Origin of the sequence: Mycobacterium bourgelatii (assembly GCF_010723575.1) — a bacterium.
GTDB lineage: Bacteria > Actinomycetota > Actinomycetes > Mycobacteriales > Mycobacteriaceae > Mycobacterium > Mycobacterium bourgelatii.
Map to the genome: position 1 here is coordinate 4946972 of NZ_BLKZ01000001.1, position 12813 is coordinate 4959784.

Sequence of the window (12813 nt, forward strand, 5' to 3'; positions counted from 1 at the left end):
ACCGAGGGCGCAATAGCTCCACCGGTCGCTCATCTGCCGCTTCGTTCGGACCGATCACTCGCGTCGCCGCGGAAAGCACGCCGTCATCTGTGCCGCAGGGCATTCCACCAAGAAGGCCCTCGGGCCGGTGACCAAGCCCGGCGTCATCGATGCATCGGCAAAAAGCGGACAGGTCGATGGTGTGATTCGTCAGGTAGACCGACTTTTCCAAGCCATAGAGGACTGGCGCGACGTCATGGAAGTAGACGCCAGGTCGGCTAAGTTCCAGAACATTCGCGCGCTCACTGCGGTCCTTCACAATGACGCCGACGAGTTGGCCAGCACCGGAGACCTCGCCGCGGAAGCGGAGTTGGTAGCGCCTTCCATCGTCACCGAGGAGATCGATGGACAGGGGGTGATCGATGTCCACATGGCGCCTTTCTCGCTCGTCGGGTCATGACACATGGCAGGTGCACGTCGTGTGATCCGGCCGACTACCACGAGACAAAGTAGGAACGACGTAGTTCCTGGTGGAGAATAGGAGTTGGCACTATCGCGTGTCAACATGAGCGCTGTATTGCGTCGCCCACCCTCCAAGCCGGCCAGTGGCACACCCATGCCGCCAGCAGGGCGGCTACCTGGGACTCAGCTCAACTTCCGGAAGTGACTGGGCGCCATGCCCTCCCAGCGCGTGAATGCGCGGGTGAAGTTCGCAGTCTCGGCATACCCCAGTCGCTTGGCAATTTCCTCCACCGACGCGTCTTGCGCTAGTAGTTCGATCGCCAACTTGCGCCGCACCTCCTCGAGCAGGGCCCGAAACGAAGTCCCTTCGCTGACCAGACGGCGGCGCAGGGTCCGTGGATCGACATGCAATTCGTCCGCCACAGTCTGCATCGAGGGCAGTTCGCTGGAGTTGTGCAACAACCGGCTGCGTACCTGTCCAGCAACTCCGACCCGAGACAGTCTGCGATCCAACAGTTCCCGGCAATGGTGGGCGAGCATACGAGCCGTGTTCGCATCCGCAAGTGGAGACGGCTGATCCAGAAAATCTCGCGCGGCTACGATCCGATTCGTGCGCCTGCCCGCCGTGATCGCACTCGCCGGAACTTGCAGGACATCCGCAAGCTTGGCGGCCCGCTCCGCGTCGAGTGTCGTTTCCAATTGAAGCGGCGCCACTTCGATGTTCGCGGCCCGCATTGCGGTGACCAATCCGGCCAGGTCACGTTCCACGATGAACGCCCGGATGTCACCCGGCAGCTCGCTGTCGTCACCGACCAAGTACACGTGCTCCTCGTCATCCTCCACCGAGAGCCGGAGGTGTGTCGGTGAGAGAGCGAGGAAGGGCAGGGCCAACTCCACACCCTGCCGCAGGGTGGGTGCGGCCAGGACCATGAACCCGATAACCCCGGCGCGGCCCAACGTAGAGTGCAGCCCCACCTCGACACCGACGCCCGGTCGATCGCCGAGCCGGCCAATCAGATTGCGGATGACGGTGAACTCCTGATGGACCCAGATCTCGGAGTTCTCGTCTTCTAGGTCTGCCTCCGTCAATCCGCTGCCCGCAAGGCATTCCGCCGGTGTCATCTGGTACGCCATGCCGGCACGCACCATGATTCGAACACCTTCGGTGCCCCGAGGCACCGCCCAGACCGGGGCCGTCATCACTGTCCGAAAATACCAAATCGTTGTCCCTTAGGAACATTCCCGTACACGCGTTCGCTACCTAGCGTGGCGGTATGACTACCGCCGTTGTTAGCCAAAAGGCAAGCCTTGCCGACGAACTCCAAGACCTGTACCGCCGCACCAAGGCGCAGATAGGCGATGAAGACCTCGCCCATATCCGCAACGTGACCGCGTACGGCGAGGCGATCAACGCTCGTCGGCTTGAGTTGTTGCGTGACGGTTCACCGCAGGCCATCGGCCGTGCCGCAATCCTCGAGATGCTGTATCGAACGCTCCAGTTCTCAGAACTTGGCCACAACATCGTGCACGGGAGCTATGACCACCTGCCGAATTGCGGGGAATACCACTCGGAGCGTTACGAGTGGGACTTCAACGTCGACACGAACCAATGGAAGGTGATGCACCACCAGGGACATCACCCCCACACCAACGTCGCCGGCCGCGATCACGACCTCGGTTACAGCCTCGCCCGAGCAATGGCCGGTCAAGACTGGTTTGGCCATCACGCCGTGCAGCTCGCGATCATCTGGGCGCTCGCTTCGACGGCACCCCAAGCCGCACCGTTCATTCTCGCCAACATCACGCGGCAGGTAGCAGGGCAACGCTTCTTCAGCCGGAACACGCTGGCCGCTCCCGCGCGTATCGCCTTGCGCGATGCGCAGCAGCGCTATCTGCGCGAACCTCTGGCCGCCGGAATCAAGTTCCTACCGTCACTGCTGGCCAACTACGCCGGCGGGGTTGCCGGGTACATGTCGGTGTTCTTCCTTGTCGCGATCGAGCACCACGCCGGTGAGGTGGAGATGTTTCCCGACCCCGGCCCCGACGAAACGCCAGATGAGTACTACGAACGTCAAATCCGTGCAACGCGGAACTTCATTCACAGTCCACGCGTCAACAACTTCTTGGAACGCATCCTCATCGAGGAGGTTCCTTTTGAGAACAGGCCCGATTTCAGTGTCTTCTACGGCGGTCTCGACACCCACATCGAACACCACCTGTTCCCGGACCTGCCCCCCAACCGGCAGCGCGAAATCGTTCCCGCCGTACGCGAAATAGCAGCGCGGCACGGCCTGCCCTACCATGAAACACCGCTTGAGGAAGCGTTCAGCCTCTTGGTGAAGGCCTTGACCGGCCTGTCAATCCCGTTTGGCGAGCGAGAGATCGATAACCCACTGCGCCTTCTGACGCAACCGGTGTCGCTGCTCCGGCGACTGGCGTTCGGTGCCGCGTACAAGCCGCTGCCCGAGGGGCCCTACCTGGACAAGCCGAAGTTTTACAACGTGCCGGTCAAGGTGCTGTCGGCTCGCCCGGTCGGACAGGGTCAGGCGATCCACGTCCGATTGCAAAAGCCTCGCGGCTGGGACGACATCTCCTGGGATGCCGGTGCGTTCGTCTCGCTCCGAGTCGAAGTTGACGGCGACGTGCTGGTTCGTCAGTACAGCCTTCTTCACGACAGCGCCGGCTCCGACGTCATGGAGATTTGCATCAAGCGCGTCGCCGGCGGGCGAGTGTCCAACCGGCTCAACGACACCCTGCGCGCCGGAAAGTATGTGACGTTGGTTGGCCGACCCACCAGCACCGGCGGCCTGACGATGACGGCAGTACCGCGTAAGTCGCTTTTTATCGCAGGCGGGGTGGGGATCACCCCGATCATTAGCCAGCTGCGCAAGATCGCTCGGGACGCACCGGCGTCCGACGCGGTGTTGTTGTACTTCAACCGTGACGATCGCTCGATCATCTTCGAGCGCGAGTTGCGTCGCCTTGCCAATGACTCGGGTATCAAGGTCCACTTCTTCACCGACACACGTTCGCGCCGTAGGAACATCGCGCACGGGCAGATCTCCCAAACTCTCCTCCAGCAATATGTTCCGGACATTGCGGACCGCGAAACCTATGTGTGCGCGCCTCCTGCGATGATTGAACTCGCGCAGCAGTACGTTCATGGCCTTGGCCTTGCCCCTGACCGCTTCCATACCGAGTCGTTCACCCCGCCGACCGTCGACCGCCCCGCCGATGACGGCCAACGGTACACGGTCCGGTTCCTACGCAGCGGTCGCAAAGCCGAAATTAGCCGCGCTACAACTCTTTTAGAGGCTGCCAGGCAAGCCGACATCCGAGTTGCCGTCGGCTGCGAACGTGGCCTGTGCCGGGCGTGCGTTACGCCGAAGCTTCGCGGCGCCACCAGGCCCGACGATGACCGCGCCGAGGTAGAACGCGTGGAACACATCACGTTGTGCACCAGCTTTGCGTGTTCGGACCTAGACCTGGACCTGTAATTTCACCCAGCACCCCCGTAATTTCGGTTGGCCGACAGTCGAACATCGCCGACGACCCCCGGGTTGTCGGCGATGTTCGCGGTTCGTGGCACGGTTACTCCCCCAGCGGTATCCACCCGTAGCGGCCCAGTGGAGCACCCTAGATCAAGGAGCTCGGACAGAGAACCGAGAACTACGGCGCGCCAACGAAATCCTGAAACCATCTGACGGTTTCGTCGTGGCTAGCTCGCCCGACTCTGACGAGAAACTGGGTCTTCGGGGGCCGGCGCGACGAACGGGTACCCACCACCCAATCTAATCCCGGCGCGCTACGGCATGCCGATCTGGTGTCCATCGACAGCGTCGGTGACAGCTTCGACCACGCCCTGGCCGAGACGGTCAACGACGGAACATCATCGGATCGAAATCCAAGAGGCAGAGCCTCCATCAGAACCAGGGCGATGCGGCGTTCGCGACTCAGACAATCAATGTATTTGATTGTGTCCTAATAGGTTAGGCGGTTGTTTCGAGTGCGTAGGCCACCGCCTGCGCGAGGTTCATCCCGTACCCTTCGGCGGTAGCGGCATGAAGTTCTCGGACGGTAAGTTCGTTGCGGATACGGCTTTCGCAGTTGTCGTGGATCTGTTGCCAGTTGACGTAGGGGGGGACGCCGAGTCCGGCATTCAGCGTCAGCGCCGACGCGGCAGCCAATAGCGTCGCTGCTCGACGCCACTGGCTGTCTGCCTGGGCGAACCACCCGGCTCCCTCTAGGTACATCGCGCCCAACCAGCTGTCGCCAATGAGTAAGCACAGCCGCAAACCTTGACGGTTGAAGTGTGCGGCGCGGGCGAATTCCCCTTTCTGCCTGCACACCAACGCTGCGCCCGCGAGAACGCGGGTGCGGAGCACCGTTTCATTGTGAGCTTCAGCGAGTGCTAGGGCTTCGGCAAGCCAGGTCAAGGCCTCATCCTCGTCGCCGGACACGCTCGCGGCGAAATTTAGCAATGCCATCGCGCACCCTTGTGTCTCCACATCAGGGCTGTCCACCGCGCGCAGCAAGCACGTTTTCGCCCGTTGGGTGTCACGCTGCTGCAAGGCCTCCAGCCCCTCAGCCAAGTCCGCCAAACCTTCGAGGTACGGCGTGGACGCCTCTTCCATAAGGCTTCGCGCCTGCGCGATCAGAGGTTTCGCAGATGACACGTCTTCCTGCCACGCCGCAAGCAACGCCGCTGATGCCATGGCCTCGATCCGTTCAACGCTGGGCTCGGGCTTGGCTGCGGCCAGCGCGAGGTCCAGCCAGTGCCTCCCCTCCCCAAGCAGACCCACTTGCGCGATCGAGATCCGGCGCAAGCCGGCCGCCATTTCCAGGGCGATGTCAGGAGCGTCCTGCAGGGCGAATTGCAGAGCCTCGCGCACGTTGGGCATCTCCTGCTCCACCCGACGCAACCAATGAACCTGGCGGTCGCTGAACCATTCCGTCCAGGCCTGAGCTAAAAGGGAACGGCACCACTGCAGATGCGTTCGACTCAACTGCTGCTGCTCGGCCACAGATTCGATGCGCGCCCTCCCGTAGTCACGGATGGCCTCCAACAGCCGATACCGCCGCACACCGTCATGCTCGGATTGCATCACGATCGACTTATCGATCAACGAGCACAATTCGTCGACCACCGCATCGCGCTCTAGACCCGCACCAGCGCACACCTGTTGGGCGGCCTCGATGTCAAAACCACCGGCAAACACCGACAACCGCTGCCACAACCGCTGCTCGCTGGCCGTGCACCGGTCATAACTCCACTCGATGCAGTAATTCAGGGCCTGCTGACGCGTCGGCGCAGCACGTCTACCGCCGGTGAGAAACGCCAACCGATCACTAAGACGCTCAGCAATTTTGTCCAGCGGCATCGCCCGCAACCGCGCCGCGGCCAACTCAATCGCCAAGGGCAGCCCATCCGAGCGCGCACAAATTGTCGCCACCAACTCGACATTGCCCTCCGTCAGAGCAAAGCCCGGTTGAACGCTGCGGGCACGATCGACGAAGAACGCCACCGCGTCATAATCAGTCGCCCCCGCCGCATCGAGTTCCCCACCCAGCGCGGGATAAGACATCGGCTCAAGCGCCAGCACCGACTCCCCATCCACCCGCAGCACCTCGCGACTAGTCGCCACGGTATGCAACCGCGGGCAGCGACGCAGCAAAGTGTCGAGCAACTCCGCAGCATCGCCAATCACATGTTCACAGTTGTCCAACACCAACAACGCATTCCGTTCGGACAACGCCGCCACCAATGCATCCGTCGGCGACACGCCCAGACCGGGACTCAGTCCCAACTTGGCCGCCACCACCTCAGCTACCAACGCGCCCTCCCGCACGTCGGTCAACTCCACCCACCACACACCATCAGGAAACGACGCCAACTCGGCATGCGCGGCGTTCAATGCCAAGGTCGTCTTACCCACTCCGCCAGGGCCCAACAGGGTGACCAACCGTGACGCCACCACCCGATCACGTAACTCCGCCAGCTGCGCTTCACGCCCCACCAATCCCGCAGGCACTGGCAAGTTGCCCGAATTGCGACGTACCCGCGCCACCGACAGGGCCTCACCATCACCGGCCGCCCTCAACTCCGAGCGCATCTGCTCGGCCACCGCACGCAACTCGGCGGCCAGTGGCCGATCACCCGGATACCGCGCTACCGCCTGAGCAACTATCTCCGCAAACTCCCGCGGCACCCCCAACTCGCACAAATACGCCACCGACGAGGACGGCCACTCCAACAACTGCGCCAGCGGGTGCTCACCACGACCCAACTCTTGCCCCGCATGCCCGGTCAACGCGCACAACAACGTGACACCCAGACCGTAGACATCAGCCGCAGCCCTCGGCGTCTGACCAAGACTCACCTCTGGGGCGAACAACCCCGACCCCGACAACGGCACCCCCGACGCCCACCCAAAGCCCAGCGAGATCCCAAAATCGGTCAGCGCATACCCACCGAAATCGGTCACCAAGACATTTGCCGGCTTGACGTTGCCATGCACAATCCCCAACTGCTGCGCGGCCTCCAACGCTGCGGCGATCTCTGCCGCCACCCGCACCACCTCGGCCAACGGCAACGCGCCCCGCCGCCTGATCAGCCCATCCAGGCAACCTCGCTGGCACAGCGGCGTAACCACGTACGGCAACCCCGAACCCGTATTACCGAACCGCAGCACCGGCACGATGTTGGGATGCCCGACCAACCGGGCCATGACCTGCTGCTCCCGCGTAAACCGGTCCCGGTTATCCGCCGTCGGCGCGGTCAACACCTTGACCGCCACCGGGCGCCCCAGCGCCACCTCACTTACGCGATACACCACCCCGGACGCACTGCGCCCAATCTCCTGATCGACCTCGAAGCCAACCTCAAGCAACTCAGCGGCAACCGTGGGATCGACACCCGCCATCCCCCCCGAAGCCCGGTCCCGTGCCAGCTCTTCAACCAGATCAACCACGTCAGCATCCTTCCTCGACTGTCACCGGGTCGACGGCACTGAGTTTCTTGTTGCGGCTCCGCTAGTGGCGGTTCGTGGCGCACACCACGTTGAGCGCAAACGACCCGCCGAGGCCGAATGGTCTACGACCAGCCGGCCAGTAAAGTAGGAACTCACAAGTTCCTACTGGACGATAGAAGTTGGAACGCTTCCGTGTCAAGATGTTGGTCATGCAACAGATTGTTAGACCGTTTCGGGGCGTCAGCGCCGACGAGCGGCGTGACACTCGCCGCGCCCAGCTCCTTGAGGCTTGTCTGGACGTGGTCGGCACCTGCGGCATAGCAGGAACCACCATCGACGGAATCTGCCGAAGTGCTGGCCTTACGAAGCGGTATTTCTACGAGAGCTTCCCGTCGCGCAACGATGCATTTGCAGCATTGGCGGACGAGTTGATCGCCGATATCACCGAGAAAATCTTGGCTGCGTTTCCCAATGACATGATGGATCTGCGCGACCGAATTCACTGCGCAATCGACAGTGTTACCACCCTGCTATTCGACGACCCGCGCAGTGCGCGGTTCTTCAGCGAGGTGATCGGCAAGGAGCTACTTAAAGACACCGTTGGCCCGGCCGAGCATAGAATCGCCCAGCTACTTATCGAGTTGATTCTCGCCGGACGCGAGATCACCAAGAGTCAACACGATCGAATGCAACTCGCCGCGTTGGTCATCGTAACCGGCAGTGTTCGAGCCTTCACCAGCTGGCTGGATGGCCGAATTTCCATCTCAAGAGAAGACCTTGTCGACGAAATCACCGAGATGTCTGTCGCCGCTGCGCGCAGCATTCGCAGCGATCTCTGATAACACCCGGTTGCTGCGAAACGTGGCTGCGGAACATTGCGGAGCGCGCTCCATCACCGCCGAACGTCTGGTCACCGAACGCAAGCGGCGCTCGCCACGCCGGCGGACTGTCGAAGGCGCTGCGGACGGCCAATGGCTCAGAGTTGGTTTCTCAAGCGCGGCAACGGTTTTGAAGACCAGAGCCGGCCACTACAAGGCCGGCATGGTCCAGACGTGGTCCAGACCTGGATTAGTCAACCATCCAAGAACAGCTGCGCGGAGGTTAGGGCACGGAACCGGCAATGCCAATACCAGATAGTTGCTTGCCCACATTGCCAATGCCCGAGATGTAGCTGGCTAGGGCTAAGCCAAGGGTACTGGTATTGCCGATTCCCGATATAACGCTGCCCAGGTTGGTGAGGCCCGACAGGAGGCTGCCGCCGTAGTTCTCGAACCCGGAGATTTGCGAACCGATATTCCATAGGCCGGACAGAGCGCTGCCGATATTGCCAAAGCCTGATGAGCCGCCATCACCGATGTTGAAGAAACCAGACGACGGAAGCAAAGTCATGTTTCCGAAACCGGGTTGCGGCAGGGCCTGGAAGAGCGACACGACGATTGGTCCCACCGTTGCGTCGATATCGACATCGAGAGTCGACGCACCCAGCGACAGGTCAACGGGAATTCTGCCGAGGCTGATGGCGGGGAACCGGATCGGGTCCATTTCAGATTCCATGGGAACCGACAAGGTAATCGGTAGGCCTGAAATAGGAATGGTGAAGCTTCCCAAGCTGATACGAATGGTATCGATACCAATAGGGATACTGATGGTGCCGAGGTCGAAGACGAGGTCGAAACCGTCGGTATCACCATCGCCGATCAGAGTTAGGTCGAGGGGTATCGAGTCACCGAACAGTCCGTGAATGGAGAACGGGTTGACGCTGAGCCCGGTGATGTCCCCGGTGATGGGGAGTTCGAGGGCGGCGCTGCCGCTGAGGGTGAGGGGGAGCGCGGGGATGGCGAGGCCCAATTCGCCACCGATGAGGCCGTTGCGGTCGCCGCGCCAGAACAGGCCGTTGTTCATGTTTCCGGAGATGAAGGCCCCGGTATTGATGTCACCGGTGTTGCCGATACCGGTGTTGAGGTCACCGGTGTTGAACCACCCGGTGTTCAACTGCCCCGGGTTGAAGGACCCAGTGTTGAAATCACCAACGTTGAACCCGCCCGTGTTGTAACCACCCGGGTTGGCCCACCCGGTGTTGAACACACCAGAGTTGAACAACCCCGTGTTACCCAAACCAGAGTTGGCAAAACCGGTGTTGAAGCTGCCGGTGTTACCGATCCCGAAGTTACCCTCACCAGAGTTGAAGAACCCGACATTGCCGGTACCGGAGTTGAACAACCCCACATTCCCACTACCGGAATTCCACCCACCAAACCCAACCTGGTTATCACCAGTCAACCCAAACCCAATGTTGTTCGACCAAACCCGATGTTGCCAACCCCGGCATTACCCAACCCAAAGTTGTAATCACCCAGGTTCCCGAACCCGACATTGAACGACCCTAGATTCCCCACATTGAACGACCCGATGTTCCCCAACCCCGGTTGAACCCACCCACGTTCCCCGACCCGACGTTGAAGTCCCCCAAGTTCCCCGACCCGAAATTACCCACCCCCACATTCCCACTACCAATGTTGAAATCACCCATTCCATTTTCATCCCACCCAGATTCGAGAACCCAACACTGGCCAAACTCGCCAACCCACCACCCTGCGAGAACCACCCCGCCGAATCACCCACCACATTCCCCACACCCGAACCCACCGCCGAAATCGTGTTATACAACCCCGACAAACCATCCCCCACATTCAACACACCCGAACCCAACACACCCACATTCCCAAACCCCGAATAACCCCCACCCGAATTCCACCACCCCGAACCACCACCAACATTCCCAAACCCCGACGCACTCCCCTCACCACTATTAAAGAACCCCGACGACGCCCCACCCGACGTCGAATTCCCAAACCCCGCCCCACCCAACAACTGCAACGGCACCACAATCGGACCCAACCCCGGACCCGACAACGACAAATGCAACGACTCCCCAGGACCACCCACCAACAAATTCAACGACGGACCGTTGATGACGATCGAATCGACAACGAGTGGGCCGATCGTTCCGAAGATTCCGCTGCCGCCACCGTCATCACTCAGCTGCAGCGTTCCGAGCTGGAAAGAATCCAGCACGATGTTGCCTAAGCTGCCGCTGATGGGGATGTTGAGGGGGATGTCGACTTCCAGGCCGATGCCGATCCTGGGGATGGTCAGGGTGTAGTCGAAGCCGGTTTGGCCCTGGCCGTCGGCGCGCCAGAAGAACCCGTTGTTGAGGTTGCCCTGGTTGAACGCCCCGGTGTTGATGTTGCCGGTATTACCGATACCGGTGTTGAGGTCACCGGTGTTGAACCAACCGGTGTTGATGTTGCCCGGGTTGAACGACCCGGTGTTGGACACCCCGACATTGAAACTGCCCGTGTTGTAACTACCCGGGTTAGCAAACCCCGTGTTCGACAACCCCGTATTGAACACCCCAGTGTTCAGCCGGCCGGAGTTGAACAACCCGGTGTTCAAACTCCCCGAGTTACCAATACCCCAGTTCCCCTCACCAGAGTTGAAGAACCCGACATTGCCGGTACCGGAGTTGAACAACCCCACATTCCCACTACCGGAATTCCACCCACCAAACCCAACCTGGTTATCACCAGTCAACCCAAACCCAATGTTGTTCGACCCCGTGTTACCGAACCCGATGTTGCCAACCCCGGCATTACCCAACCCAAAGTTGTAATCACCCAGGTTCCCGAACCCAACATTGAACGACCCCAAATTCCCCGGCCCAAAATTGTACGACCCCAGATTCCCCGAACCCAGATTAAACCCACCAACATTACCCGAACCCAAATTGAAATCACCCAGATTACCGAACCCAACATTCAACACCCCAACATTACCCGCACCCACATTCCCATACCCGATGCTGCCCAGTCCGACATTCAACACACCAAGGCCGGACAGATTCCCACCCGTGTTCCCCACACCCGAGGTCGACAACCCCATCACGTTCGTGTTGCTAAACCCAGACACGAAATCGCCAAGATTGGCAAAACCCGACACCATGCTGCCCAGGTTCTTGTACCCAGACGCCTGCGACGCAATGTTCCAGAACCCCGACAAACCCTCCCCGACATTACCAATACCCGACGAACCCCCCACACCAGAATTAAAGAAACCCGACGACGGCGTCGACGTCGAATTACCAAACCCCGGCATCGGCGGAAGATAAAAGTCCACATTAACCGGACCGGCATTCCCACCAATCATCACCGTCAACGGCGTCGACGGACCCCCCAACACCACATTGTTAAACGTAATTGTCTGGATGCTGATCCGCGGCGTTGTAATCGCACTAAGAACTTCTTGCACATTGACTTCTATTGCAACGGGCACACTGGGTATCGGGATGCTGATTGTCCCGACACCGCCGGGGAAGTGGAAACTAATGGTGGCATCGGCGGTGCTGCCGAGCACAGTCAATTGACCCGTAATCGGGATTGGCGTCTCACTGGAACCGATCCCGTGCAACCTGATTGGGTCGACGCTGAGTCCGGTGATTTGTCCGGTGATGGGGAGTTCGAGGATGCCGCCCCCGCTGAGGGTGATGGGGATCTCGGGGATGGTGAAGCTGAACTGGCCGCCGATGAGGCCGTTGCGGTCGCCGCGCCAGAACAGGCCGTTGTTCATGTTTCCGGAGATGAAGGCCCCGGTATTGATGTCACCGGTGTTGCCGATACCGGTGTTGAGGTCACCGGTGTTGAACCACCCGGTGTTCAACTGCCCCGGGTTGAAGGACCCAGTGTTGAAATCACCAACGTTGAACCCGCCCGTGTTGTAACCACCCGGGTTGGCCCACCCGGTGTTGAACACACCAGAGTTGAACAACCCCGTGTTACCCAAACCAGAGTTGGCAAAACCGGTGTTGAAGCTGCCGGTGTTACCGATCCCGAAGTTACCCTCACCAGAGTTGAAGAACCCGACATTGCCGGTACCGGAGTTGAACAACCCCACATTCCCACTACCGGAATTCCACCCACCAAACCCAACCTGGTTATCACCAGTCAACCCAAACCCAATGTTGTTCGACCCCGTGTTACCAAACCCGATGTTGCCAACCCCGGCATTACCCAACCCAAAGTTGTAATCACCCAGGTTCCCGAACCCGACATTGAACGACCCTAGATTCCCCGGACCCACATTGAACGACCCGATGTTCCCCCAACCCCGGTTGAACCCACCCACGTTCCCCGACCCGACGTTGAAGTCCCCCAAGTTCCCCGACCCGAAATTACCCACCCCCACATTCCCACTACCAATGTTGAAATCACCCACATTCGCATTACCCAGGTTCATCCCACCCAGATTCGCGAACCCAACACTGGCCAAACTCGCCAACCCACCACCCTGCGAGAACCACCCGCCGAATCACCCACCACATTCCCCACCCGAACCCACCGCCGAA

5 protein-coding genes and 2 pseudogenes are annotated in these 12813 nt (G+C 60.5%); 3 read left to right on the plus strand and 4 right to left on the minus strand.

Annotated features, from left to right (window positions below; translation table 11 throughout):
* Positions 1–127: 127 nt before the first annotated feature.
* Complete coding sequence (locus G6N68_RS30275; RefSeq protein WP_205351401.1) at positions 128–439, plus strand: hypothetical protein; 312 nt, start codon at positions 128–130, stop codon at positions 437–439.
* 185 nt (positions 440–624) lie between these two features.
* Here G6N68_RS30275 and G6N68_RS21215 read toward each other — a convergent pair whose 3' ends face one another.
* Entirely contained in the window at positions 625–1641 is a 1017-nt protein-coding gene (locus tag G6N68_RS21215) for a helix-turn-helix domain-containing protein (RefSeq protein ID WP_163716545.1), read from the minus strand.
* A gap of 74 nt (positions 1642–1715) precedes the next feature.
* Between G6N68_RS21215 and G6N68_RS21220 the strand changes: the two genes are divergently transcribed.
* Positions 1716–3938, plus strand: a complete 2223-nt coding sequence (locus G6N68_RS21220; protein WP_163716548.1) for a fatty acid desaturase — start codon at positions 1716–1718, stop codon at positions 3936–3938.
* A 492-nt stretch (positions 3939–4430) separates the two neighbouring features.
* Here G6N68_RS21220 and G6N68_RS21225 read toward each other — a convergent pair whose 3' ends face one another.
* Positions 4431–7412, minus strand: coding sequence for a protein kinase domain-containing protein (locus G6N68_RS21225; RefSeq protein WP_163716551.1), 2982 nt, complete (start codon positions 7410–7412; stop codon positions 4431–4433).
* Between the two features lie 209 nt (positions 7413–7621).
* Here G6N68_RS21225 and G6N68_RS21230 point away from each other — a divergent pair, with 209 nt between their 5' ends.
* Positions 7622–8251: a TetR/AcrR family transcriptional regulator gene (locus tag G6N68_RS21230; protein ID WP_163716554.1), complete on the plus strand. Its 630-nt coding sequence runs from the start codon at positions 7622–7624 to the stop codon at positions 8249–8251.
* A gap of 940 nt (positions 8252–9191) precedes the next feature.
* On the opposite strand, the pseudogene G6N68_RS32380 reads toward G6N68_RS21230, so the two are convergent.
* Both G6N68_RS32380 and G6N68_RS32385 read right to left on the minus strand, forming a co-directional pair.
* Positions 9192–10214: pseudogene (locus tag G6N68_RS32380) on the minus strand (PPE family protein); the annotation flags it as partial.
* A 336-nt stretch (positions 10215–10550) separates the two neighbouring features.
* A pseudogene (locus G6N68_RS32385) lies at positions 10551–12704 on the minus strand (beta strand repeat-containing protein); the annotation flags it as partial.
* Positions 12705–12813: the final 109 nt, after the last annotated feature.